Annotated in this window: 20 protein-coding genes; 5 read left to right on the plus strand and 15 right to left on the minus strand. The window is 56.0% G+C overall.

Annotated elements, in window-relative coordinates; genetic code table 11:
- Positions 1-317 precede the first annotated feature (317 nt).
- Positions 318-2216 carry a sulfatase-like hydrolase/transferase gene (locus ABEA92_RS09405; RefSeq protein ID WP_345683561.1) on the plus strand — a complete coding sequence of 633 codons (1899 nt, stop codon included), beginning with the start codon at positions 318-320 and terminating at the stop codon, positions 2214-2216.
- On the opposite strand, the gene ABEA92_RS09410 is transcribed toward ABEA92_RS09405, so the two are convergent.
- The 4 genes from ABEA92_RS09410 to ABEA92_RS09425 all read right to left on the minus strand — a co-directional run bounded on the left by ABEA92_RS09410 (position 2213) and on the right by ABEA92_RS09425 (position 7002).
- The gene (locus ABEA92_RS09410; protein ID WP_345683562.1) at positions 2213-3043 is read right to left on the minus strand and encodes an RDD family protein; all 831 of its coding nucleotides are present in this window, start codon (positions 3041-3043) and stop codon (positions 2213-2215) included. The genes ABEA92_RS09405 and ABEA92_RS09410 overlap by 4 nt on opposite strands.
- 156 nt (positions 3044-3199) lie before the next feature.
- Positions 3200-5149: an ABC transporter ATP-binding protein gene (locus tag ABEA92_RS09415; RefSeq protein WP_345683563.1), complete on the minus strand. Its 1950-nt coding sequence runs from the start codon at positions 5147-5149 to the stop codon at positions 3200-3202.
- Between the two features lie 79 nt (positions 5150-5228).
- Positions 5229-6110, minus strand: coding sequence for an ABC transporter permease (locus ABEA92_RS09420; protein ID WP_345683564.1), 882 nt, complete (start codon positions 6108-6110; stop codon positions 5229-5231).
- A 4-nt stretch (positions 6111-6114) separates the two neighbouring features.
- A complete protein-coding gene (locus ABEA92_RS09425) occupies positions 6115-7002 on the minus strand; it encodes an ABC transporter permease (protein WP_345683565.1) in 888 nt (295 codons plus the stop codon).
- A gap of 357 nt (positions 7003-7359) precedes the next feature.
- On the opposite strand from ABEA92_RS09425, the gene ABEA92_RS09430 reads away from it, so the two are divergent.
- Positions 7360-8280 carry an alpha/beta hydrolase gene (locus ABEA92_RS09430; RefSeq protein ID WP_345683566.1) on the plus strand — a complete coding sequence of 307 codons (921 nt, stop codon included), beginning with the start codon at positions 7360-7362 and terminating at the stop codon, positions 8278-8280.
- Here ABEA92_RS09430 and ABEA92_RS09435 read toward each other — a convergent pair.
- The 10 genes from ABEA92_RS09435 to ABEA92_RS09480 all read right to left on the minus strand — a co-directional run bounded on the left by ABEA92_RS09435 (position 8277) and on the right by ABEA92_RS09480 (position 16483).
- The gene (locus ABEA92_RS09435) at positions 8277-9707 is read right to left on the minus strand and encodes a sodium/glutamate symporter (protein WP_345683567.1); all 1431 of its coding nucleotides are present in this window, start codon (positions 9705-9707) and stop codon (positions 8277-8279) included. The two genes, ABEA92_RS09430 and ABEA92_RS09435, sit on opposite strands and share 4 nt — an antisense overlap.
- Positions 9708-9807: 100 nt before the next feature.
- On the minus strand, positions 9808-10527 hold the full coding sequence (locus ABEA92_RS09440) for a FliO/MopB family protein (RefSeq protein ID WP_345683568.1): 720 nt from the start codon (positions 10525-10527) through the stop codon (positions 9808-9810).
- Complete coding sequence (fliN, locus tag ABEA92_RS09445) at positions 10520-10999, minus strand: flagellar motor switch protein FliN (protein WP_345683569.1); 480 nt, start codon at positions 10997-10999, stop codon at positions 10520-10522. Before fliN ends, ABEA92_RS09440 begins: the two co-directional genes overlap by 8 nt.
- Positions 11000-11082: 83 nt before the next feature.
- The gene (locus ABEA92_RS09450; protein WP_345683570.1) at positions 11083-11643 is read right to left on the minus strand and encodes a dihydrolipoamide acetyltransferase; all 561 of its coding nucleotides are present in this window, start codon (positions 11641-11643) and stop codon (positions 11083-11085) included.
- A complete protein-coding gene (locus ABEA92_RS09455; RefSeq protein ID WP_345683571.1) occupies positions 11644-12420 on the minus strand; it encodes an OmpA/MotB family protein in 777 nt (258 codons plus the stop codon).
- A 71-nt stretch (positions 12421-12491) separates the two neighbouring features.
- Complete coding sequence (locus tag ABEA92_RS09460) at positions 12492-13253, minus strand: motility protein A (protein ID WP_345683572.1); 762 nt, start codon at positions 13251-13253, stop codon at positions 12492-12494.
- A 95-nt stretch (positions 13254-13348) separates the two neighbouring features.
- Entirely contained in the window at positions 13349-13567 is a 219-nt protein-coding gene (locus tag ABEA92_RS09465; RefSeq protein ID WP_345683573.1) for a flagellar FlbD family protein, read from the minus strand.
- Positions 13568-13859: 292 nt separating this feature from the next.
- Positions 13860-14537, minus strand: a complete 678-nt coding sequence (locus ABEA92_RS09470) for a hypothetical protein (protein ID WP_345683574.1) — start codon at positions 14535-14537, stop codon at positions 13860-13862.
- A gap of 66 nt (positions 14538-14603) precedes the next feature.
- Positions 14604-15761: an NAD(P)/FAD-dependent oxidoreductase gene (locus ABEA92_RS09475; RefSeq protein ID WP_345683575.1), complete on the minus strand. Its 1158-nt coding sequence runs from the start codon at positions 15759-15761 to the stop codon at positions 14604-14606.
- Positions 15758-16483 carry a TIGR04282 family arsenosugar biosynthesis glycosyltransferase gene (locus ABEA92_RS09480; RefSeq protein WP_345683576.1) on the minus strand — a complete coding sequence of 242 codons (726 nt, stop codon included), beginning with the start codon at positions 16481-16483 and terminating at the stop codon, positions 15758-15760. The genes ABEA92_RS09475 and ABEA92_RS09480 overlap by 4 nt, the downstream gene beginning before the upstream one ends.
- A gap of 1037 nt (positions 16484-17520) precedes the next feature.
- Here ABEA92_RS09480 and ABEA92_RS09485 point away from each other — a divergent pair.
- Both ABEA92_RS09485 and ABEA92_RS09490 read left to right on the plus strand, forming a co-directional pair.
- A complete protein-coding gene (locus ABEA92_RS09485; RefSeq protein ID WP_345683577.1) occupies positions 17521-18042 on the plus strand; it encodes a hypothetical protein in 522 nt (173 codons plus the stop codon).
- Positions 18043-18156: 114 nt separating this feature from the next.
- Complete coding sequence (locus tag ABEA92_RS09490) at positions 18157-20538, plus strand: efflux RND transporter periplasmic adaptor subunit (protein ID WP_345683578.1); 2382 nt, start codon at positions 18157-18159, stop codon at positions 20536-20538.
- Positions 20539-20684: 146 nt separating this feature from the next.
- Here ABEA92_RS09490 and ABEA92_RS09495 read toward each other — a convergent pair whose 3' ends face one another.
- Positions 20685-22568 carry a TolC family protein gene (locus tag ABEA92_RS09495; protein ID WP_345683579.1) on the minus strand — a complete coding sequence of 628 codons (1884 nt, stop codon included), beginning with the start codon at positions 22566-22568 and terminating at the stop codon, positions 20685-20687.
- Between the two features lie 674 nt (positions 22569-23242).
- On the opposite strand from ABEA92_RS09495, the gene ABEA92_RS09500 reads away from it, so the two are divergent.
- Positions 23243-24835 (plus strand): serine/threonine protein kinase, encoded by a 1593-nt coding sequence (locus tag ABEA92_RS09500; RefSeq protein ID WP_345683580.1) that lies wholly within the window; start codon positions 23243-23245, stop codon positions 24833-24835.
- Positions 24836-24936: the final 101 nt, after the last annotated feature.

Genomic DNA, 24936 nt, shown 5'->3' on the forward strand with positions numbered 1-24936 from the left:
GGGCCAGGGATATTGAGGGGGTTCTGAGGTCGAAGAAGTACCCCCAGTGTCGGCTTGGCAAACGCCACAATCGAGTTGTCGCCCCTTCCGTTTGGCATCAATCTCGAGCCCCGGCCCAACCTCAAGCCACGACCCAGTCTCAAAACGTGGGCGAATCCAAAATGGTGAGCCAATCCCCAAGCACGGCGGCAGCGTGGTGGTGGATCGAGTATCGTGGAGACTTGGTACCGCTGCGTGAATCGTTCGCTGTGTGAATCGTTCGTTGCGGTGACTTGGGCGCGTCCGTTTCCCCCGAAATCAATATGTGAGTGCGATTGATGCAAAACCGAATTTGTCTGAGCGTGATGGGAGTGTTCATTCTTTGGGTCGCCAGCCATGCCGACGCTCAAACGACGCGGCCCAACGTGATCTACATCATGGCCGACGAGCTCGGCTATTTCGAGCCTTCGTTTATGGGCAACCCAATCATTCAAACGCCCAATATCGACCGCATGGCAGCCGAAGGGATTCGCTTCACTCAAGGCTTGGCCGGGTCGTCAGTATGTGCCCCAACTCGCTGCTGTTTCTTGACCGGAAAGCACAGCGGTCACACGTCGGTGCGGTCCAACGGAGGCGGAACGCCACTGCGAGCAGACGAGGAAACGATCGCTTCGATGTTGAAGCCACTTGGCTATGCCACAGGCGGATTTGGGAAATGGGGATGCGGTGGACGTGGATCGACCGGCGTCCCTGAAAAACACGGGTTCGATGTGTTCGTGGGCTACTACGATCAAGTTCACGCGCACTCGTATTATCCGCCCTACATTCTGCGGAACAGCGAAGAAATACCGCTGGCGGGAAACCATGGCAACAGCAACGGTGATACCTATTCGCATTACGTGATCATGGACGAGGCGACGAAGTTCATTCGCGAGCACAAGGACCAACCGTTTTTTGCTTACTTGCCCGTCACTCCGCCGCATGGCATTTTCGACATTCCCGATGACGATCCCGCCTGGGCGATCTACAAAGACTTGGCACTGCCCGAGCAAGCAAAACGTTACGCCGCGATGGTCACGATGTTGGATCGCCAAGTCGGCGAGGTTCTCGACCTCGTCAAAGAGTTGGGGCTCGACGAAAACACGTTGGTATTTTTCAGTGGCGACAATGGAGGTGCGGACTACTTTGCGTCAAAAGAACAGCCGCGTGGGGTTCATGGAGCCAATAAACATCCCACCACCGGAGTCGAGTTTCGTGGCAAGAAAGGAAAACTGTACGAAGGCGGATTGCGGATTCCCGTGGTCGCACGTTGGCCGGGCAAAATTGAACCGGACACAGTCAGCGATCTGCTGTGGTACTTTCCCGATATCCTGCCGACGATTGCCGAGGTGACCGGCGCGACCGCTCCGGCGGACATTGACGGCATTAGCATCTTGCCTGAATTGATCGGCGAAACCGCCGCGGGACATCCGCAGGCGAAACATGAATACTTGTATTGGGAAATCAGCGGCCAAACCGCGGTCCGAATGGGCAATTGGAAAGCGATCCAACCGAAAAAGGATGCGGATTGGGAATTGTACGATCTGGATCACGACGTCAGCGAGTCGATGAATGTCGCACAGGCGAACCCAAGTGTGCTTGCCAAACTAAAGGCGTTTGCCGAACAAGCTCATACACCGGTGGTCGAAGGAACGTTCGAGTCCAGAGAGCTACACGAGCGTGATCGCGCGGCAAAGTTTGGGGGCAAGCCGCCGGCAAAGCAGACTCGCAAAAACAAATCCGCGATGACGATGCCCAGCAAGGGGATGTTGTCCAACAAGGGTTGGAGCGTGGTGCGATTTAGCAGCGAAAATGTCGCGAACCGCAAATTCGCTCGTCATGTCATCGACGGCGATCCCGAAACGCTGTGGCATACTAAGTTCAGTGGTGGCATTACGCCGCCGCCTCATGAATTGGTGATCGACTTAGGCGACGTTCGCCGTATCGAAGGCTTTGTCTATCTGGCTCGACAAGACGGCGGTTGGAATGGCGCGATCAAGAACATCGAGTTCTGCGTTAGCGATTCTGCCGATCACTTCGCCGATCCCGTCGTCACGGCCGAGCTTGCCAAAACGCGAATGCCTCAAACGATTCCATGTGATCCGGTCTCCGGACGTTACGTCTTGCTGCGAGCCACGTCGGAACAGGACGGACGCGAGTTTGCGACGGTGGCGGAGTTAGGCGTGATCGGCCATTAAGCTTCGACCACTAGCGTCTGGGCCAGCTTGTCATGCAGCGTTTCGTGGTTCTCGCTGAACAAGAAACCGATATCGACCAATGCGATAACGCCACCAATGATTGGAATTCCGGTAATGGCACCGAAGGCCAGGTTTCGAATCAGCACTCCGTGCAGAAAACCGACGGGAATGCCGGTGTGCCGGTCGACAATGCGTGTTTTGACAATCTTCTTGCCTAGACTTTGTCCGGACATCGAGATCAGCACCATGTTGATGATGAACGGAACCAGCATGATGCACAGGGCAACCAGCAGGATGACGAGGCCAATTCCCGTAGCCGCCGGGTTGTCACCCGCTTCCGCTGCGGGCATCAAGAGCCCCATCATCACCGCGACCACGATATAGCCGGCCATATAAAACAGACCATCCAGTAGCGCCCCACCAATTCGCTTTCCGATCCCCGCGATATTGCCGCTGGATGGCGATGGCATTGCTCCGGCAGCACCGACCGCGTAGGGGTTGGTGGCCGCAGGGGCGCCTCCGCCAAAACCGGGACGCTGAACCGGTAAGACCGGTTGTTTCAAGTCGTCATCGGTCAAATCGTCAAACATCGCCGGATCAAAGTCGCCCGCCGAGGGGCCGGCCGGCTGCGGAGCTGGACGCGGTGCGGTCGGTCGTTGTGCGGCCGGAGCTCGGTTGGGATTTGCCGCGGCCGCCGCCGTTGCGGCCGGTTTGGCTGCGCCGCCAGGAGCCCGTAACTGCTTTCCACACGGACACTTAACAACTTTTCCCGCAGCGGATTCCGGGATGTTCAAGACCGCTGAACAAGCGGGACATTTGATCTTCATGTGCAGAAAGAGGGGGCAAGCAAGGGACGAATGAAATGCAACGACGCGGTGCCGCCGGCAAAGCGAGCACGCATTTCAGACCCGTGTCGCAATGGGGCAGCACTGTATCTTAGTTCATTTTTACCAACGTGGGGGCTGTCGTGATGAACACGAACATCAAGACGACGTGATGGCGGGGACGGTTTCGTTCATTTGCAGGTAGATCATGTCACGATAGTGTCCCACGCGGCTGAGCAATTGTTCGTGCGTGCCCACGTCGGCGATCCGGCCGTCTTCGAGCACGACGATCTTGTCGGCTCCCACAATCGTGCTCAGCCGGTGGGCGATCACAAACGCCGTGCGTCCCTTCAGCAGATCGGCAAGACTGTGCTGGATCAATCGCTCGCTTTCGCTGTCCAAATTGCTGGTCGCTTCATCGAGAATCAAGATTCGCGGATCGGCCAAAATGGCTCGGGCGATGGCCAGTCGTTGACGTTGACCCCCTGAGAGTTTGACGCCTCGTTCGCCGATGATCGAATCGTATCCGTTGGGTAACGCATTGATGAACTCGTCTGCAGCGGCGGCCCGAGCGGCTTCGGCGATCTGCGAATCGGTCGCGTTGCGTCGCGCGTAGGCGATGTTCTCGCGAATCGTGCCATCGAACATGAACACGTCTTGTTCGACAATGCCTAGCAACCGGCGGAAGCTTTCGAGTTGGATGTCTTTCAAATCCCGGCCATCAAGTTGAATCGAGCCTGAATCGGGATCATAGAACCGGGCGATCAAGTTGGTCAGCGTTGTCTTGCCCGCACCACTGCGGCCGACCAAGGCGACGGTCTCGCCAGCGTTGACCTCCAGTGAGATGTCCTTCAGCACCATCGTGTCCGACCCGGGGTACGAAAACGAAACATTGCTGATCGAGACCCTGCCATCGACTCGATTGCGATCAAGCGTGACCGCTTCGGCCCGACTTGGCAGTTCTTCTTCGATCTCCAAAACGTCCAACACCCGATCGAGCCCCGCTAGATTGTTTTGGAATCCGACCGCACTGCCCGCCAAGGTGGCCAGCGGGTCTAGCAGCATGGTCAGGTAAACCAAGAACATCATCAGATCGCCAAGCGTCAGCTCGGATTGAATGATTTGATAACCGCCGTACAGCAGCAGTCCGGTCGAAGCCAGCGGGATGATGACCTCCCAAACCGTTTCGATGATCCGCGTCCACCACCATGTAAAGAGTTGTTGACGCACCAAAAAGCCGCCTTCACGGACAAAACGCGACGATTCGCTGCGACTACGCGCGAACGTTCGCACGACTCGGATGCCGCCGAATGTCTCGGTCGCGCCGGCATCGATCTTCTGCCGCTGCATGCGGATGTCTTTGTACAGCGGGCGAATGCGGTTGATCCACGTGCGATGCGTGACCCACACCACCGGCAACAACAGCAGTCCGCCGAGCATCAATTTCCAATCGACTAGCATCAAGATCACGAGGCTGCCGATGAATTGAACGATCGCCCGCCACGGGTTGTACAGGATGCTGAAGATCAATTCGGCAACCCCGCCGGCGTCCTCGCGAATCAGACTCGCCACGCCGCCGCTTTTCATGTCGTAGACGTTTTGCAGCGGCAAGCGGATCGCGTGATCAAACACGCGGCGGCGGATTCCGACTTGGGCCTGGTTGACCGATTTGGTTGCGATCCAGCGACTCGATAAGTGGGCAATCGTCGCCAGGATGGTGACCACCGTCACGATACCGGCGATCGCCAATAGCAGTGAAAACGGCTCGGTCGGCAACCCCAACCCTGATGTCCAATCGGGCAGCGGTTTTCGCGGCGTCGAAAGCGCCGAGTCAATCGCCAATTTCGTCCCCACCGGTGGAATCAACCGCAGCACGATCCCGACGGTCAATAACGCGATCGCGCCCGCGATCTGGCGGTGGTAGTTGCTGATCAGCCGGATGAATTCACGAAACAGTTCCCAGAACCCTCGTTCGCGAGTGCCGAGTTTACGAGCACTCCGTCCCGAGCCATGGTACGAATGGTGCTCGGAGGATTTTTTACGCGAATTGCGTTGGCGAATTTTTTCGCGGTAACTGGAAAAACGGCTGCGGCTTGGCTCGATAGGCATACCGTATTGGTAGTCAGGATGGGCAAAATTGGCAACGGGCCTTCCTGGGGGCGAGCCGCCGATTTGCAGCCCGATCTGCTTACGAACTGGCGCTGCGGTAGCTCAAAAGTGCTTTCTTAAACACCCATCGGCTCAGCACCACGCTCAGCACGGTCGCGACGACGGCCCACACCACCAGCATCGATTCCCAATCGGTTCGTGGTTGGATCGGTTTGGCCAACAACCGTGCTGGCACATTGACCACCAGCAACACCGGGATCACAAACGTAAAGAATCCATACAGCGGCGTTCCCCACCCGCGGTTGTAGATTTCCATCGGATAGCGGCTGAAGTTAGTGATGTAGAACCAAAAATTGTAGAGCGTTTGGTTGCGGCCCAGCCAAATGCTCGTCGCACTCAATGAGATCATCAAACTGTACATGATCGCCACGCCGCAGCCGATAAACACCACGTACAGCACCGCGGACAAAAGCGTGGGGACCATCGGATCGACTTCACGCGTGGCGAGCGAATAGAGCGCCGCGACCAAGATCACCAAACCGGCGGCAAAGTTCGACAACGCACTCCAGTCGATTCGCCGGAACGAAATCAGAAACTGAGTGTCGATCGGTTTCAGTAGGGCAAAGTCCAATCCGCCGGTGCGAATCAGTTCACTGAACTCTTCCGCATTGGGCATGAAAAACGCTTGCACCAAGCTGTTGATAAACCAAGTCGTTGCCAGAAAGACGAAAAACTTGTCGCGGTCCCACCCGGATCCTTCGCCAATCGTATTGGTGTACTGGAAAATGATCAAATAGAAGCCGACGTTCATCAGCGTCCAGCCGACACTGCTGATGCACTGCAAAAAGAAATTCATGCGGAACGTCATGTCACGCACAAGCGAATTGCGGGCAAACGTCAGGAACACCTTTCCATAGTGCGGGCTGTGCTTGGGATTCTCGTCAGCAATTGGGGCTGCCATGGTCCTATCCTCCATATCCGCTGTAACGCTTCATGCCACGCGAATAAGCAAAGCGGCACACGAAAATGAAAAACACCAGCCAGGCGAACTGAATGCTCAATTCCATTGGCAACGCGTCCGGTTCCACTTTGCCCAAGAAAATCGCCGCAGGGAAATACGCCAGATACTTGAACGGCAAAAATTGGACAAACGGTTCGATGCTGTCGGGCAGCAGGGTCAACGGAAACATGTGTCCCGACAAAAAGAAGCTGAACAACATGAACACAAACAGCAGCGACGAGACTTCGAGAAACCAAAATCCGATCATCCCGATCGAGGCTTCCATAAAGAAGCCGATCAAGAACCCCATGATCAACGATGCTGAGAAAGCGGCGAACACCGGCAGCGACGGCCAACCCTCGACGAAATAACCGCGGCACAGAAAAAAGACCAAGGCGAACGGGGCGATCGCAACGACGTAATAGGTCAACTTGTGAGCGATCCGCGTCAATAACAAGAAACCAACCAAGTCAATCGGTTGAATCAGATAGCGTTTGATCTCGCCCTCGCGTATCTGCTGGGCAATGCCGGACGCCAAATTGGGCATGCTCGAAAACGCCCGCGCGACCATCGTCAGCAAATAATAGGCAATGATTTCTTTGAAGCCGAACTTGCCGATGGTCACCTCTTCGCCGCTCTGGCTGGCTCCGATCGATTCGAACACCGCGTACCACAAGAAGATTTGCGTGATGATCGGCAGGAACCGCATCAGCGTTCCGAGCGCAAAGTCGCCGCGATAAACCAGACGCTCTTCGAGCGCGGTCCGCAGAATCACCCACCACGTCGACAAACGCCACCCCAAACCGCTGTTGTGATGCGGCGGGCTCCATTGTTCTTCAGCGGTGGTGGACATTGAAAAATCGTAAGGGGTGAAGGTAGACGGTTTGCAAGGCAACACAAAAGAGGGAACCGGCTCGCGTATCCTACCCAAGCAGCCGCGAAAAAATAAGTACGACTGCCTGGTTCCCATCTCGTCCCCCCGCCGGGTGCCGATCGCTCCTGTGATCGATCGTCGTTGATCGCTCCCGCGATCAAAACGTGCTGTAGATGGAAAACGTGCTGGTAGAATGGGAGGTTGCAGATGGATGATTTCGATTCGCTTCACGTGATGATCACGAAGCGATCAACGACGATGGTGATGATTGCGGTGCGATCTGCGACTATACTGCCCTACCCTCCCCCCCCTTTTTTCTTCCTGCAAGGACTCTCCATGACCCGACCTACCCTGTTGCCATCTCTTTCGCTCTTCGTGTTGTGCCTCTCGTTGGTAAACGCTTCGGTCCTTTCCGCCGAACAACCGGCCCATACCAGCGAACCACTTTGGCCCGACGGGATTCCCGGGGTCGAGTTGACCGGCGATGGGGATGTGCCCCAGTTGATCATCACCAAAGCCAATTCGGAAACCCCTACTGCCGCGGTGGTGATCCTGCCAGGCGGCGGGTACGGCGGCCATGCGATGGGACACGAAGGGTATGAATTTGCCGAGTGGTTCCATTCGATGGGAATGTCCTCGGCGATTTGCACCTATCGTTTGCGTGGCAAAGGAAACGATGGCAAGGGTTATGGCCACCCGGCGCCGATGCAAGACGCTCAGCGTGCGATCCAAACGCTGCGGGCTCGCGCCAAGGAATTGAATATCGATCCCAATCGCATCGGCGTGATCGGTTTCTCGGCCGGCGGACATCTCTGTTCCACCGTTTCGACTCATTTTGCTGATGCGGATCCATCCGCATCCGATCCGGTGCAACGTGTTTCTTCGCGTCCTGATTTCAGCATTTTGTGTTACGCCGTGCTGTCACTTGGCAAGCCGCACACCCACAAAGGCAGCCAGCGGAATCTGTTAGGCGAGAACCCCGATCCAGCATTGCTGGCGTCGTTGGACACGCCGACTCAGGTGAGCGAGAAAACACCGCCGACGTTCTTGTTTCATACCGCCAAAGACACCGCAGTGCCGGTCGAAAATAGTCTGTTGTATTACCGTGCGTGTGTCGAACACAAAGTGCCCGTCGAAATGCACTTGTTCAACGACGGAGCACACGGGTTGGGGTTGGCTAAGAAGGTTGACGGCGCGAACCAGTGGCCAAGTTTGTGTCAAACATGGCTGGCACGTCTAGGCATGGTCAAACCTTAACTCGTTGATTGCCATCGTCGCCCCACAACAATCAGCACGATCACGGTCGTCACGGCGACCAATGACGTCATGCCCAGCGGAACTCGCTCGAGCACCAACAGCGGCAACCCGATCGTCAACATTCCGCCGCCGATAAACGGGGCGGAAAGGGGGGCCGCAAGCGCGTAGTTTTCCGCTGCGTCGGTATCCAAATCAGGATCCACGAGACGCAGCAAGACAAACCCGGTTGCGGTCACGCCGGTCGACATCCCGTAGTTGATCAATCCGAGTTCAAACCAATGGTCCCGCGGCAAAACCCAGCGCGAAATCACCAGCAGGCAGACGCCGGTCCAGATCGCTCCGACGATCGCCAGGATCGAAAATGGAACGATCATCGTTGCCACGGCGGCAAGGTTCAGCGACGCAATCGCGGCGACCACCAACACATCCATCGCCGCAGAGGAAAGCCGGCCAATGGAATCGCTGTCGATCCGATCTTCGCACCCTAACAACCGAGTGCAGCGGCGAACGATCAGCCCGCCGAACAAAGTGTAGATGAAAAGCGGAAAGTCAAGGATTCGCGAAAACGACAATCGCGTGGATAGCTGTTGGTTGGCCGCATCACGCAGCGTGTCGCTGGCAAACCAACCGTCCGCCGCGGCGGCGGCCATCAGCACCGCTTGCTGCATCGCCATCCCAATCCCAAACGCGGTCATCAACCACAGCGTTTGCAACAGCAGCGGGTCAAGGGTTTCACCGCGAATGGTGGCATAGCCGATCGGCACGCGAGGCGGCGGCGAGGTTGGCTCGGGGGTAACCGAGTCGAGCTGCAGCGTTTCGTTAGCCAAATGGTCCGCGCGGTTTGTCGGAAACCAACCTCGTCGTGCTCCTAGATTGATCCATCCGATCCCGCTGACCACGCCGTAGACCAGTCCTACCGTGGCCATCAATATGCCCAGGTCGCGGCCGCCGGCCAGTGCGATCGATTCGTGGGCAAACACCTCGCCCATCGCCGCAGCTGTTCCATGCCCGCCAGCGAATCCGGTTTCGATCAGCATTCCGAATGAATTGGGAAGATCGTAAAAAGGTTGGATGAAGATCCACGTGGCAAGCAATCCGAATGCGGTTTGACCAAGCACGATGATCCAAACCATCAACGCTTCACGCCCCACGTTGCTTGCGTTTTCTCGATGTTCGGTCGGTTTGCGTTCCAGCAGCATGCCGGCAAACACGACTGCGATCAACAGATTCGGCCAATCGCTCAGCGTGCCAGCGATCGCTTTGGCGGTGCCGCCGGCCGTGGCCGGAGCAAGTTGAATGATCGCCAATCCGAGCATTCCCGCGATCACGGACGCAGGAATATAGAGCCACTGGAAAATCCCAAACCGGATTCGCAGTGCGACTCCGACCAACAGCAAGAACGTGACAAAAAGTAGTGCGGCAATCATGGCCGCGATTGTATCGACTTTCCAGTGGATGGAGTCCCCGAGGTAGCGAAAGTCGCCAAGACTTTCGTGAAATCAGGTTACATCGCGACGCGTTTCGCCTCTAGGCACTGGCAAACAAACGGCCGCGGCTGCGAGGCGTCGGAGGCGTCTCAATCGGTGTGCCGACGAACCCCTTCTCGGCGGGTTCTTTTTCAAACTCGCGAAGCGTGCTGGCGAAATTGCGTTTCGATTCGCCAATGCACGAAGCGGTCAATTGCAGCACTTCGTTTGGATCGGTGATCTCGGACAACGGGTGAATTCCGGTTGCCGTTTGGGCGACCACGATGATGCGGTTGCCACAGCGAATCATTGACACCTTGGTTCGCGAGTCGATTGAGGTGCTGCCCAGATTTTGAACCACGTCTTTGGGGATCACGCCGTTGGCGGATCCGCCCGTGCTGAAGCGACGCGTCAGCCAGACAAAGCCCGCGAACAATCCGAGCACCACAGCCAAACTCGATGCAACGGTCAATCCAGGGATCGCCAACTGGCTTCCTTTTTCGCCCTCGGATGGCTCATTGGGCTTGTCCGTCGCGGGCGATCGCTGCGACAACGCGGGGAAGCCGCGAGCGATGACTTTGGGCGATGGCTCCACCGCCGAAGTGGGCTCGGCGGTGGGTAGCGTTGACGACGAAACTGGTTCGCTGCCGGCGGCATTGCCAAGCGAATACTGCTGTGCCGACGCGTCAGTGGCACAAAATGCCACCGCGAGTGCGGTCAGTGCAATCAAGTTGGCGGCCGGGCAGAACGTCGAGGCAAGCCGTTGGCAATGATTACGCACTGATCAACTCCGTCACACGAACGCAAAAATTGTCATTCATGACCAGGACTTCGCCGCGAGCGATCAGTTTTCCGTTGACAAAGATGTCGACTGGATCGCCCGCCAATTTGTCCAATGCGACAACCGATCCGCCACGCAGCTGGAGCACTTCTTCGAGCTTCATCTGAGTGCGGCCGAGCTCAATACGCAGATCCAACTCGACTTCGCCTAGCAAGTCAATCGATTGCCGTTCGCCCGAGGAAGGCCCGGGTTCGAGATTGCCAAGGTTGAACGGTTCGGCAGTCCCCGAATTGGCGACTCCCTTGCCAGCGGCCTGATCGAGGTTTCCCGAGGCTTCGGCTAGCAATTTTTCGATATCGTCCATGTCCAGATGTTCTTCGGAACTCTTGGACTTTGGGTCGACCACAGGATCGGTCGAACCAGACGATGACGCGTCTGGCTTGGTAGAGGTAGGCTTGGCAGGGTCTGGCACTGGCTAGGTCCTTCCGTGGACGACGTTGTTTCACAACCTGTTTCACACGCCAAGTGTCGTTTCGAGCCTAAGCGTGTGGGGGGTTACTCCTCGCGTAGCTGGTAGTCGTGAAAACCGACTCCGAGCAGATAATCTTCCGCGAGTAAGTGATTAGATGTCGTCAAAATTCGTCTTTCAAGCAACCCCAATTGGTTTTCTTGCAGTTCGGTCAACGCGCTGGTGCGGATTTTCATCCGAATCGCGTGACGCAAACGCCCCTGTTTTTCCGCCAATTCGGCGTCCATGGCGTCCGAGTTCTTTTTGCGAATCAAACCGTACAGATGCAATTCGATCGTGTATTCACGCTCGGTATCGATCGGGCTGAAGGTTTCACCAAAGGTTCCCAGGTCGATCTCTTTGACTTCGTTTTCGTCATCGGCCTTCTTCTCGGCTTCGACTTCGCCCTCTTGGACCGATTTGATCAGTTTGGCTTCGGCCAATGCACTGACTTCTTCGGCGCTGGGCACCATCAAAAAGAACATGGCGGATTCGATCAGGACGATCACGCCCACAAATGCGATCACAAGTCCTCGGCCAACCGCCGCTTTTTTCGGGACAACGGCTTCGCCATCGCCGTTTTCAGTCGTTTCTTTTTCGTCTGCCATCTAGTGTTCCTCCCCAATGGAGTCGTGCATTTGAATGGTTCGTGCCTTGCGTTCATCGGCAGTTCCGTGCAGATCCTCGACCGTTTCGTCCAACAGAAAGACTTCGACGCGAGGATTGCGAGCGATCGCGACGCTTCCGCCGGCGCGGTGCATCGGTTCGCTGTCGGCTGCGGAAGAAACCCGAAATCGTTCGGCTTCGATCCCCTGTTCCAACACCAATGCGGTGCGGACGGCAATCGCTCGCCGAAACGCCAACTGAACTGCTTCGTCGGTACCCTCGGTGCGAGCGGCATATTCGGCCGAGGTGTGGCCGCGGACTTCGATCTTCTGAGGTTTGCCTCGCAGTTGAGCCGCCAAGTCTTTGATTGCTGCCTTTGCGCTCGGACGCAGTTCGTCCGAACCTATGTCGAAAAAGATCACCGAACCGACCGCGGTGACTTGCCCGGGACGAACGATTCGCACCATCGGGTCTTCGCCGCTAGGAGCCTTCTCGGGAACGCCCCCCTTGGCGGTGTCTTTCTTCTTCGCGCGACCGGTGGTCGACAGCACGCTGAATTTGCTCGATCGAGGACGCGAATCGCCTGGGGTCAACGCATCGATCGTTCGCGCATAGCCAAACTGTTGCTTCATCGAATCGACAAGCGCCTGGTAGGTTTCTTCTTCTTTGATTTCGCTAAGCGAAACCAACATGATGAAAAACGTCAGCAATAGACTCATCATGTCACCGAACGTGACAACCCACTCGGGGATGCCAATTTCATCTGGTTCATCGTCCATCGTTTACTTCTTTTGACATGATTGCGAGGGAATGCACGGGGATGTTCATTTTCGGAGCGAGTCGTCGACGGTTATTCCGCACCACGTTGGTTCGGTGGCAGGAAGGTACGAAGTTTTTGGTCAATCGCTCGAGGGCTTTCGCCTTGTTGGATCGCCATCACACCGCGGATTGCAATTTCCATGCTGACCATTTCGTTACGGCTTAGCAGTCCTAGTTTTTCAGCAAACGGACTGAAGAACACGTTCGCAACGATCGCTCCATAAAGTGTGGTGATCAACGCGACCGCCATCCCCGCACCAATCCCCGATGGGTCACTCATGTCTTGAAGCATCATGATCAACCCCATCAGCGTTCCGATCATTCCATAGGCCGGAGCGAAGCGTCCGAGTTGGTCCATGATGCTTTTGCCTTCGCGATGACGCACGGCAATCGCATTGACTTCGGTGCGAAGCACTTCTTCGACGATCTCAGGCGTGCTGCCGTCGACCGCCATTTGGATGCCGGTTTTGACCAGCGTATTCTTGATGTCCCCAACCTTGGACTCCAACGCTAACAACCCGTCACGTCTGGCCGTTTCCGCGAGTTCAACGATTTGTTTGATCAGTTCCAAGCGGTTTTCGCCTTTGTTCAGCAGTACTTTCAACGCGATCATCGGCGACTTGAGCATGCTGGCCATGGGAAAACAAATCAGTGCCGCAGCAACGGCACCCCCGACAACCACCAACAGGGAGGGGATGTCGATAAAGGCCGAGAACGGCGCGTTGCCTAGCGCGATCGATGCGATGATCAATCCGATGGCGAGTATCAACCCGATAAGGCTGGCGATATCCATGGTGATTCAATTCCGAAGCTTGTTCAGCGAATTTTGATTTTGGTTTGATGCCCGGCGGACGGTCGTCACCCCGCGGAGGGTGACCAACACCGGTGCTAAGACGTGGTTTTTAGGGCGACGTGCGGCGTGGGCATGTAGTGTTTGCGTTGTTGGTACTGCACCGCACGCTCGATGACATCGTCCATCGACTCTTTGACCACAATCCGATCGCCCGACGTTAACGTCACGAACGTATCCGGACGCCGTTCGACGTAGCGAATCAGGTCTGCGTTGAGCACAAATGGCTCGCCGTCAAGTCGCGTCAACTTGATCATCGATGGATTCCCCGTGCGGATTGGTCACGCCCAAGTGGACGATGGGACTCGACGTGAGTCTGTAGAAAGCTAGATCACGTTGTGGCAACAAGACGTCAGTTGCAAAAAAGAAACAGCTCGTTCTGATGAGCGATGTAGGCAACATGTTGACGTAATCGGGATAATCGTCACCGCCGGAACGTCTTACCCGATCGCCACATCGCTAGAGCGCGCAGCCACTCTAGCGGCATCCTTTATTCCAGGGCACGGGACTTGCGGCGGCAAGTCCAATCACTCGCGATGGCGAGGACGTTTACTCGCTGCGGCGAGGCCGATACAGATCCAATGTCTCGCGACCGGCAAGCCCGGCGTACAGGTTGACAATTTCCTGGCGCCCCCGTTTTAGGTCTTCGGCAAGGTCGCCCGTGGACGATTGGCCAATCCGGAAAAAGTAGTCTGCCGGAAGCGAGAATTCCAATGCAATTTCCTCGGAATTGCCAATCGCCAAGATCACGGCTTCCACATCGAGGGGATCCGCTTGGCCATACACGCTGGTCAATTCCAGCCGGAAATCGGGAGGGATCGGATCGTCGTCTTCGGAATCCTCTTCGTCGAGTTCGACTGGGACCGTCGAGATTTTCGTCACGCGTGACGGGCAGCGAAGTCGGCCTTCGAGCAGGTCCCCTGCGACAATTCCCTTCAAGGCTTTTTCGACCCAATCCTCGTACGTCATCGGCAAGGTTTGCGGAAGCAGTTCGGGGTCTTGCGCGTGCAAAGCGGAAACCGCCAGCGGCGATAAACACTCGTGCGGCATGATCGGCAGCGGCGATGCATAGTGCACCCGCTGTGAATGCCCCACGCCGGCCGCTTCGATCAAAGTCACGTTATAGCCAAGGAATCGGCCATACAACGCCGCTTCGACGCCAAGCGGCCCCGCCCCAACAATTGCAATACTGCCAGGCGGATCAAGAGTCGCAGTTTCAGAGCTCATATAAAGAATCTCGAGTAACAAAGGTGTCACGCACCTTTTGTGGGAAGGAAGGTTTTTTGGGTTTGCCTAGGTCGACTTGAAGGTGTCGGACCCCTTTTGTTGTTGCTTGCCGACCCGGAAGGGTTGCAGATCGATCGTTGGCGTTTGGCCGGTGATTACGTCGGCGAGACAGACCGCAGTGGCGGGCGAGAAATGGATGCCGCTGCGATAATGACCCGATGCCACGTACAGACAAGGCTGATCGGGGACGCGGCCAATCATCGGAAACCCGTCGAACGTCAATGGACGTAGCCCTGCGCACTTTTGCACCGTCGCAGCCGAGGCTAGCTCAGGGACCAAGTCGACAGCGAACCGGCGAAGCGTTTCGATCATGTCGTCAGTGGTCGTTTTGTCAAAGCCGACTTCTTCTTCGCACGATCCGATCAACGTCCGTCCATCATCACGACACAGCACGTAACGATTGCCGATGTTGATGACCGAGCGAAGCAGAGGACGTTCCGTTTTGACGACTAAAATTTGGCCTCGAATCGGAATCAAGCTGTGCGTCAGTCGCAATTCCGGCGATACCAGTCCTGTCCAGGATCCGCCACAAACGATCACCATGTCACTGTCGATCCAGCCCTCGGCGGTTTGCACTGCCGCCGAGGTTTCGTCGTTGCGGACATCCAGTACCGCAGTTTGCTGCGAAACCGTGACTCCGGCGGCAAGACACGCTTGGTGTAATGCGTCGATGTAAAGCGGCGAGTCGATTTGGTATTCATCGGGCACCCACCATGGCTGGGTGTCAGGATGCTGCGAAAGCCACCTAGCGAGTGCGGGTTCATTCGCTTGCAGCGAATCGATTGTGCCCCGTTCGCACTGGATCTGCATCTCGCTCCAGTAATCGGACATCCCCAGCATCACCGCTTTTTCGCCCGCGGAACTGGCCAAGTACCAGCCACCACAGCGACGCAGTCCAATGTCGATTCCTGTGATCTGTTTGAGTTGCTCGGCCCACTCGGGAAACAATCGATGACTTAGCCCGCGGAGCTGGTCCAGCGGATCGGTGGCGCGATCGAGATTAGCGGGCGGCAGAATGCCACCGGCAATCGTCGACGTGCTTTCGGCAATCCGGCGTTGCTCGAGCACTCGCGATTGGATGCCTCGCTTGGAAAGTTCCCAGGCCAGGCTGAGTCCGATCGCACCGCCGCCGACGATGGTTGCGGTGGTAGTGGCGGGCATCATGACGCTGGATTTTGGCTCAGAATGGTGTCGATCCGATCTGCAAATTCGGCAAGCGATCGGTTTCGTGCTCGGGATTCGTTTAAATGATCGCGTAAGCGGTCGAGACACTCGATCGTATCAATATCTTCATTTTGGGGAAGCACCGCCAGCGATAATCGAGTCTCCTCGGCGCGTTGTTTCGTGATCGCAAACACGTCACTTGAACTCCATGGCATCTCCTGAAACAGTCGCTCGAATCGGTCCAACCAAGGGCCTCGCAACCCAATCAGGTAGTAGCCACCATCGATCGCCGGGCCCACGACGATATCGTGAGATTCGAGCTGTTTTGCCGCGTTGGCAATGTCGGACGCGCCAAGCAGGGGGCAATCGGCCCCAATCAAGATGACACGCGAAGTAGACGTATCGCGTGACGCTGTGCCCAGCTGGGTTCGAAAGAACCGTGACATTCGGTCCCCCAGATCACCGTCGCCTTGAGGAGTGATCTGCCAGTCGGCGGATCCCAGTTCCTCGCGAACCCACGTCGTGGCAGAGTCGGGAGCGATCGAAAGGACGCGGCGATCTCGCACCGCGGCTAACCGGTTGCACAAATGCAGCACAAATTCGCGGTGGATTTCGGCTGCTGCCTTCATGCCGATGGATTGCCCCAACCGTGTCTTGACGCTTCCTGGGGTCCAGTATTTCGCCATGATCCCCAACGTCAGTTCGGAAGCGGGATGTGGCATTTTGGTTGGGTCGATGGCAAAGAGGGGGTGAAGAGACGTTCGCGGTGTCGACGAACAGGATAGACGAAAGGGAGTGCCGCGTTAAACCAGGGGCGGCGGATATTGCCATGTAGCGGCTCAGCGAGGCGTACCGGTGGGATCACGACCGTTGGGCGGTCGCGGTTGTTTTCGCCGCGACCAAATCTCATCTCGCTACGTGACTTCTGCTCTGCCTCGATAGCGGATCTTGGCAAAATCAAATGTCTTCGCCGGATGGGGGGGGTGTTGTCGGGCTGGCACGTCGCCGCCCACTTTACCGATCCGGCGGTTTCCGGTTTCAGTATAGCGAAGTTCGCTTTGCGGTAGGTAAATGCCCCTAGTTTGGTTGTTTGCGTGGTTTGTGGCGTGTTTAACGGTTTTTCGGATTTTTCCGATTATTAAGTTGACTGGTCCCCCCGGATGGTAGAGACTCACGCGTTCTTAACGGGCTTGCTTGATGAATCTTCATCAAGTGCTCAGGTATTTCTCCCTTCTAGAGATGAGAGTTGAGACAATGAAAAAGTTCAAACTGGAACGTCTTGAAGAACGAATCGCGCCGAGCAAGATTTCCTACGGTGGCGGGGGCTCCGGTAGCAAAAGCGGGTCTGGGAGCAAGAGCGGCTCGGGATCGAAGAGCAAATCGAAATCGAAGAGCAAGTCCAAGTCCAAGTCCAAGTCCAAGTCCAAGTCGAAGTCGAAGAGCAAATCGAAGTCGAAGTCCAAGTCTAAGAGTAAATCGAAGAGCAAGTCCAAGTCGGGATCCAAGAGCAAGAGCAAGTAGATGGCGAGGCAAGGCCCTGGAGACTAGCATGAATGCATCACGCAGCCCTGTTGGTTTGTCTCTGAGCCTTGCCATCTAAAAAATTTGCCATCTCGTTGCTGTTTCAAGGCCTTGCTGTCGGAAAGGTTTGTTGTTGGTCGGAAACGACCTGTCATTTTCAGCGGGGCCTGTCTTTTTCAACCGGGAGGACAGTGAGTTGCGTATTTGCTTCGTCCTCCCAGTTTGTGTTCAATAGTGGATGATCTCGCGTGCGATGGAGCGTCGTCCCACTTACTTCTTCAGCGGTGAGCAGACAATGGGCCAAAAGAAAGGCAAAAAAGCCAAGCAGCGGAAATCAATCGAGTGTTCACGCTGCACTCGCGAAGGAGAAGCATTCTACTGCTTCAAAAAAAACTACGTGTTTGACGTCGATATGGCGAGGGCGTTTGTCAGTGACGGTCGCGAATCGATCGAGCTTGAACCCGAAGATGTCAACTATTCGGTTGACCGCGTGGAGATCAACCAAGGGCATCTAGCGCATGTCGATCCTAGCATTCCCGGGATTGTCGCTCATTTGTACTACCCTGCGGACGATGGGACCCTGGTGCACGCGCACCGGTTGATTGATGGGCATCATCGCGCCAGCCGTTGTCGCCAGGATAAGATGCCGTTTTATGTTTATGTGTTGAGCGAGGAAGAGAGTATCGCGACCCTGATCCGGTCGCCCAAAGGGTCCACTCCGGAGCATCTTGTTGGTGCAAAAGTTCCCGTTTTGGATTGATGACTTGCTTGGCCCGAATGCCATTGTCCACAAGCTCGGTGTCAACTCCGTCCCATGTCTACCGAAACTCCCGTCGCTACTGAGATCCCGCCTTCTCTGAGTGACGATATACGCATGTCGACGCCGGATCGGGACGGGATCCGGGTGATCAAGAATCGACGCAAGAATCGTTACATGCGATTGGGGCCGCAGGAATCATTCCTGTTGTCGATGCTTGACGGCAAAACGACGTATGGGGAAGCCGCGTCGCGGTTCGAGTCCAATTTTCACGAGCCGATTTCGCTCGATGAATTTGGTGACTTTATCGCGTTGGCCAAAAGCGAAGGGTTGCTTCGCAGCACATCCTCTTCGAAGTCGACGTCCGAGCGAGATACCCCTAAGACGCTCGGGGAACTCTATCGCCACTGTGTCAAGGCAGCCAGAAAACAGAGTCTGCTCTTTTTTCGCGTCAAACTGTTTGATCCCAACGAAACGCTGAATTGGTTAGAGCCCAAGACGCGATGGTTGTTCAGCCCCGTGTTGTTTGTGATCGCGTTATGTTGCGGGATGGTTGCATTGGGGACGGTGTGGATTCAACGCGAATTGTTTGTCCAACAATTCGCAGCCAACTTTGGTTGGCAAGCCTTTGTGGTGGCTTGGGGCACCACGATTCTAATCACGATCTGTCATGAATATGGTCATGGGTTGGCCTGCAAACGCTACGGCGGCGATGTCCACGAGATGGGGGCGTTGTCGATTTTTTTCACCCCCTGCTTCTACTGCAACGTTTCGGACGCATGGTTGTTGCCGAATCGTTGGCAGCGATTGTTGATTAGCATGGCGGGAACCTATGTCGATTTTTTGGTGTGGATTGTCGCGGTGGCGGTGTGGCGAGTGACGACGCCCGATGCGGCGCTGAACTTTGCGGCATGGGTGATCGTGTCGGCGTGCGGGTTGCGAGTTGCATTTAATTTAAATCCGTTGATGCGTTTGGATGGTTATTATGCACTGTGCGATTTGCTGCATACCCATAACTTGCGTCGTCGGGCTCGCAAGCGTTTTGTTGGGTACTCGCGGTGGTTTTTATGGGGCGGCGAAAAACCAGAACCAAGTACCGAACATACGATGTTAATGGTGTATGGGGCGGGAAATTGGGTCTTTACCGTCGGCTTTTTGGGGCTGATGAGCTTCCAAGCCTCGGTGTACCTGCAATCGATGATGGGCATCGGCGGGGTCGTGGCCGCGTTGGGTTTCTTTTCGTTGACGACGAAAAGCTATTTCAAAGGAACACTCGGAGAGAATTTCAGTACGATGTTTCGTTCACGTAAACTCCGCGTTTTCTCGGGACTGGCGATCTTCGCTGGCGTCTTGGCCATTCCCATTCACGATCGTGCGGGCGGCGAATTCCATGTTCGTCCGGTGGTTCGCCGCGAGGTGCGGGCGCCGATCGCCGGTTTCTTACGCGAAATCAACGCGGACGAAGGCGATACGGTGGCGGCCGATTCGTTGTTAGCGATGATCGAGGTGCCGGAATTGATCAGCAATATCGCTCGCAAGAAAGCGGAAATCGCCGAATCCGAAGCGCTGCTGCGACGGCTGAACTGTGGACCTCGCGTCGAGCAGATCCGCGATCAACAAGAACGGATCGAGCGGGCGAAACATTGGAAAGAGTTGGCTGAAAGCGATCTTAAACGGGCGCGGCAGAGTTTGGTTCAAGAGTTGGCGGCGTTGGAATTGACGGTCCAGCGCGCCAATGCGCAAGTCAAATATCGCAGCGAAATCCTTGCTCAGATGCAATCGCTGCACGATCGAGGTGGATTGGCGGGACAGCAATTGTTGACACATCAAAAGAACCATCAAGACGCTGTCCTCGATGCGAACCAGGCGGTGGCCGAAATGCGAGCTCGCGAGGCGGAAGGGGTGATTCGTTTCGAAGGCGAATTGGCACGACGCGAGAAAGAGCTCGCTGATGCCGTCGGAGCACTAACGCTGCTCGAGGCGGGTTCGCGGCTTGAAGACATCGATGCCGAAAAAGCACATCTGCAGCGGCTCAATGAAGAACTAAAGCATCTACTGCATCAACAATCGCAGCAGCTTGTGAAATGTCCTGTCGGCGGCACGATCATCACGCCCCGGTTAAAGGAAAAGGTGGGCGTGTTCGTCGAACGCGGCATGCCACTTTGTGTGATCGAGGATCTTCATCAGCTTGAAGCGGAGATTTCCGTTTCCGAAAAGGACGCTCGCGTGTTGGTCGCCGGGCATCCGATCACGCTAAAACCCCGTTCGCTTCCGTTCACCAGCATCCCTGCGACCGTCGATCGTATCGCCCCGGCGGCTCAATCGCTTGTTCCCAACGCACCTCGCACAGTGACCGTGTATTGTGTGGTCGATAACCGCGACGGCATGCTGCGAACCGGGATGACCGGATTTGGACGGATTCGATCCGAACGGCAACCGCTGGGGATCTTGCTGTTTCAAGCCGGCGCACGATTGGTCCGCAGTGAATTCATGTGGTAACACGGTACCGACCGATGATCGGTATTCGTGATCAGGGTCGAGGCCGCGTCTGCGGTTTAGCATTGAGCTGCGTTTCAGCGGTGAGCTGCGATACAGGGTTGGGTTGCGATTCAGGGTTGGGTTGCGATTCAGGGTTGGGTTGCGATTCAGGGGTGGGCTGCGGCTTCGATGAAGCTTTCAAATCCGTCCTCGGTCCACAGATCGTTTTGCAAGGGGCTCATGATCACCGGTTCGCTCTGTTTCGGTAGCGCGATCGATTGGTGGCAAGGGTCGCCCAGGTAGTGGATGGCGAAAAACTCGAGCAGCGTGCCTTTGATCTCTTCGAACTGCACGATCTCGGAGTTGTAATTGGTGAGCGTTTCGGCGACCGCGATCGCAGCGTCGGTACGCGAGCGAATGGCGCGATAGTAGTCATCCAGATAGGGCAGCATCCAATTGTTGTCGCTCGAATCGGGCGCCGGGTTCTGGTAACGCAATTTGGCACCACGGGTCCACTCATCGGCTGCTTCGAGTTGCAGTTTGGCTTGTTCGTATTCTTGGTACGCGTACTCAATTCGCTGGGCCGATTCGCTGATCTCGTGCGAAACCGTAAAGATTTGCTGCTTGAGCAGCTCACTGTCACGCACTAGGTTTACACGGGCTTCTTGCGACAACGCCTTGGCTTGCCGCAATCCCACCGGCATCGTCATGGCGATGCCAAGTTGCAAGTCGGAAAAATCGGCCGAAGCCATTTGCTCAATCGCATCGCCTAAGTTTTCGCCCAAACCGTTCATCCGGTACAAGGCTGTAAAATCGAGATTGGGTTGGCGTTGATTGTTGCGAACCAACAATTCGAGTCGCCGGAGCCCCACGTCGAGTCGCCGCCGCACCACGTCGGGACGGTTGTCGATTGCTTGGAAATAGGCACCCTGCGGATCGACGTGTATTTTTTGGTCAGTCGGCTCGGTGATCGCAACGATCTTGCCTCCGGCGCCAGGCGATAGTTTCAGTAGGTTGCGCAGACGCAGCTCTCGTGAGAGCCGTTCGGACTGCAAACGGATATACTCTTGTTGATACTCATGAAGCTGGGCACGTGCTTTGGCGACATCGGCTTGGATGACCAACTTGGCTGCCAACGATTCTCGTTGGATTCGCACGATCTCTTCGAGTACCGGGATGACTTTGCGATACTCATCGACCGCCACTTGAGCTTGATAGAGATCCCAAAAGGCTTCGGTGACACTGCGTACCGATGCCATCAGCGAGCCTTTGAATTCCCAAGCGGATTGTTCCACTGTGAGTCTTGCGACTTGGATCGGCGCCATGTTGACCTGGGTGCCGGCACCCCGCAGCAGCGGTTGGCGAAGCGAAAACGCCAACTCGCTTGCATACGTTGGATTGAATCCCGAAGTGGTCGAATCGGGCAGAAACAGATAACCGGGATTGGGGTTGTAGGCCGCGGTGACGGATCCGCCGTTGCGAAGCGGTTTGGTCAGCGAAGCGGTTAACGCCCGTTCATCTCGTTGTAGCGGTTCGGACAATCCGGGGCCAAAAAAAGCATTCGGTGGATTGTTGAATTCGTTGCTGTAAAACTGCGATTCAAATTGGGTGTCAAACGCCGCCAGCGCGGCTTGCAGTCGGGCTTCGGACGCCTCGACGTCATAAAAAGTGGTCGCAGATGTGGTGATCTGACCCCCGTCGGCGACGCGAGCGATCCGTGATTGCTGCAGACTTGTCTCGATAGCCTCATGTAGCGACAGTTCGCGATCGCCCCCGTAGGGGTGCAGGTTACTCGGGCCCGCTGCGGGCGGAGTCTCGGCCGCCGGCGTTTCGGTCTCGACGACTTCTTCCGCGACATTCATCGACGCCAACTGCACCGGCGGTTCTGGTAGTGGCGTCGAGTGAACCGTTTCGCGATCCAGCGCTCGGTTTGCGTCTAGTGCATAATGCATACTCACTCGGTCGCGGCGATTGGCCCAGCGATCCGACCAATGACAGCCCGATACGATGATGACCAGCATCAACATGAATGCGGTTTTAGGGCGGAGCATGGCATTAAATGAAGGTAGAATTCACAGACTCAATAATCCGAGGCATCTTTTTGTTTCGAGCGGGGACTGGTACCGGTAGTAGCGAATGAGCCGTTTTTTACGAGATTCATCCAATTCGCAGCGGGATATCCTTGCCCCCTTGCCTAAATTCACTCGGGTTGGTCCAGGGTCGCCCTGGCGGGGCGTGTCAGCGAGGCACGGTTCTTTCCGAAATTCGAGCCTTGCAAAGGAGGTTCGCGAGGTCGTTTTCCGCACACCGACAAGCGATGGCAGAAATGAGGATCGGGCTGGCAAATCCCACTTTGATTTCGAACACGCGACTGGACCGGGATCGTGCCGCACCGCTGGAAATACGGCATTTCCGCATCAAACGAGCCCGTTCGGGGCAAAAAACGCAGCGACACGATCTTGCCCCAACGGAATGCTTGCTCGATGGATTTACGCTGGCGGCTGATCATCTCGGCGGCAGCGACGCTGACGGCTCGATACGAACGGCCACCGCTGGGATTCGGTTTTCAGACAAAGTGTACAGACTTAGCGGCGGTTGAATTCACCGAGTGAAAAATTCGCGTAATGTAGAATTTCGGCTAGGATAAGGTTATTCACGTCATCTAGAAATTGTTATGCTTCTTCGCGCGTGCAATTGACAACCTTCAAGGAAACATCAGGACGGTATGTCCAAGATTTCCACGGAAAAATTTCTCGAGATGGTCGAGAAAAGTGGTCTAGTCGAGCAAGCGACTCTGAAACGCTTGTTAGAGAAGGTGCGCGCAAAGTGTGACGGTCAGCTTCCGTCGGACGCCAATAAGTTGGCGGCTCTTTTCCGGCGTCAGGGATTATTGACCCAGTGGCATCTCGATAAGTTGCTGGTAGGGAAATACAAGGGTTTCTTCCTCGGCAAATACAAACTGCTCGGGCACATCGGTTCGGGGGGGATGAGCAGCGTTTATCTTGCCGAACACATGCGGTTGGGCGACAAACGTGCCATCAAGGTGTTGCCGAAAAAACGCGTCAATGACGCCACCTACTTGGCGAGATTCCAGCTCGAAGCCAAAGCGATCGCGTCGCTGAATCACCCCAACATTGTCTTGGCGTACGACATCGACAACGAAGGCGATGTGCATTACATCGTGATGGAATACGTCGACGGCATCGATCTGCTGATGTTGGTCAAACGCGATGGGCCGCTCGATTTTTCCACCGCGGCTGATCTGATTGCTCAAGCCGCACGCGGCCTCGACCACGCGCATGACAAAGGCGTGGTGCACCGTGACGTCAAACCCGCCAATTTGTTGTTGGATCTCAATGGCAATGTGCGATTGTTGGACATGGGGTTGGCATTGGTCGCATCGGGCGACGACGAATCGTTGACGGTGGCGAACAACGAAAATGTATTAGGAACGGCCGATTACTTGGCGCCCGAACAAGCGCTAAACAGCCACACCGTGGACCATCGCGCAGACATCTACGGGCTTGGGTGCACGTTCTATTATCTGTTGACCGGTCAACCGCCGTTTAACGATGGCACGTTGGCACAGCGGATTGCCAAGCATCAAACCGAGATGCCCAAGTCGATTCGCCAATTGCGTCCAGATTGCCCAGGCGAATTGGAAGGGATCTGCGTCAAGATGATCCAAAAGGATCCCAAGTATCGCTACCAACATGCCGGAGAGGTGGCGGACGTGCTCGAGCGATTTGTCGCTCGTGTTCCTAAGGGAGCCAAGGTGACCTCGGGCTTGGGCGATGCTCCGATGCCGGATGAAGAGTTGGGTTCGTCGATCAATTTCGATGACTCGCAGATTTCGAAAAAGCAAAACGACACGATCTCGAACAAGTCCGGTGACACGATCTCTAGCAGCCGGGCGTCGTTGCTGCTGAACGAAGGGATCAGCAGTAGTGACAGTGGCCGGTTGGTCAACGTGCGTCCGCGTCCCGATTTGGTGGATGGCAGTTTCATCGATCTGCAAGCCGAGTCGGGTTATCGGCCCAGTAGCGGGATCTCGTATCAATCGTCCGAGGAAGGTTTGGGGTCCGGACGTTTCCCCCGTGCCACCTCGGGGCGTTCCAGCGTGCATGTGGGGGGCGATTCGGACATCTACAATAGTTCGACAAGCCAAATCGGAGGAGGCAGCAGTCGCGGCGGCAATGGGTCGCGGCGACGCAACGAGAAATCGGTCGACCCATTGTTACTTGGGGCGTTAGCGTTTGCGTTGTTTGTCGTTGCCATCGCGATCGGGTTTTACTTGGCCCGCATGACGTCGGGGTAAGCGACGGTGAGTCCTTCATTTCGACGATCTGCTCTCACCGGCTGGCGATCGTCACGGCAAGCCGATATGGTTGACGACGCTTTACCGTGCCGCGTGTCTCA

Origin of the sequence: Novipirellula caenicola (assembly GCF_039545035.1) — a bacterium.
GTDB classification, from domain to species: Bacteria; Planctomycetota; Planctomycetia; order Pirellulales; family Pirellulaceae; genus Novipirellula; species Novipirellula caenicola.

What these genes read in the sequence shown, in the direction of transcription:
- ABEA92_RS09405 (WP_345683561.1), top strand. Translation starts at nt 318, where the DNA reads ATGCAAAACCGAATTTGTCTGAGCGTGATGGGAGTGTTCATTCTTTGG.
- ABEA92_RS09410 (WP_345683562.1), bottom strand. Translation starts at nt 3,043, where the DNA reads ATGAAGATCAAATGTCCCGCTTGTTCAGCGGTCTTGAACATCCCGGAA.
- ABEA92_RS09415 (WP_345683563.1), bottom strand. Translation starts at nt 5,149, where the DNA reads ATGCCTATCGAGCCAAGCCGCAGCCGTTTTTCCAGTTACCGCGAAAAA.
- ABEA92_RS09420 (WP_345683564.1), bottom strand. Translation starts at nt 6,110, where the DNA reads ATGGCAGCCCCAATTGCTGACGAGAATCCCAAGCACAGCCCGCACTAT.
- ABEA92_RS09425 (WP_345683565.1), bottom strand. Translation starts at nt 7,002, where the DNA reads ATGTCCACCACCGCTGAAGAACAATGGAGCCCGCCGCATCACAACAGC.
- ABEA92_RS09430 (WP_345683566.1), top strand. Translation starts at nt 7,360, where the DNA reads ATGACCCGACCTACCCTGTTGCCATCTCTTTCGCTCTTCGTGTTGTGC.
- ABEA92_RS09435 (WP_345683567.1), bottom strand. Translation starts at nt 9,707, where the DNA reads ATGATTGCCGCACTACTTTTTGTCACGTTCTTGCTGTTGGTCGGAGTC.
- ABEA92_RS09450 (WP_345683570.1), bottom strand. Translation starts at nt 11,643, where the DNA reads ATGGCAGACGAAAAAGAAACGACTGAAAACGGCGATGGCGAAGCCGTT.
- ABEA92_RS09455 (WP_345683571.1), bottom strand. Translation starts at nt 12,420, where the DNA reads ATGGACGATGAACCAGATGAAATTGGCATCCCCGAGTGGGTTGTCACG.
- ABEA92_RS09460 (WP_345683572.1), bottom strand. Translation starts at nt 13,253, where the DNA reads ATGGATATCGCCAGCCTTATCGGGTTGATACTCGCCATCGGATTGATC.
- ABEA92_RS09465 (WP_345683573.1), bottom strand. Translation starts at nt 13,567, where the DNA reads ATGATCAAGTTGACGCGACTTGACGGCGAGCCATTTGTGCTCAACGCA.
- ABEA92_RS09470 (WP_345683574.1), bottom strand. Translation starts at nt 14,537, where the DNA reads ATGAGCTCTGAAACTGCGACTCTTGATCCGCCTGGCAGTATTGCAATT.
- ABEA92_RS09475 (WP_345683575.1), bottom strand. Translation starts at nt 15,761, where the DNA reads ATGATGCCCGCCACTACCACCGCAACCATCGTCGGCGGCGGTGCGATC.
- ABEA92_RS09480 (WP_345683576.1), bottom strand. Translation starts at nt 16,483, where the DNA reads ATGCCACATCCCGCTTCCGAACTGACGTTGGGGATCATGGCGAAATAC.
- ABEA92_RS09485 (WP_345683577.1), top strand. Translation starts at nt 17,521, where the DNA reads ATGATCTCGCGTGCGATGGAGCGTCGTCCCACTTACTTCTTCAGCGGT.
- ABEA92_RS09490 (WP_345683578.1), top strand. Translation starts at nt 18,157, where the DNA reads ATGTCGACGCCGGATCGGGACGGGATCCGGGTGATCAAGAATCGACGC.
- ABEA92_RS09495 (WP_345683579.1), bottom strand. Translation starts at nt 22,568, where the DNA reads ATGCTCCGCCCTAAAACCGCATTCATGTTGATGCTGGTCATCATCGTA.
- ABEA92_RS09500 (WP_345683580.1), top strand. Translation starts at nt 23,243, where the DNA reads ATGTCCAAGATTTCCACGGAAAAATTTCTCGAGATGGTCGAGAAAAGT.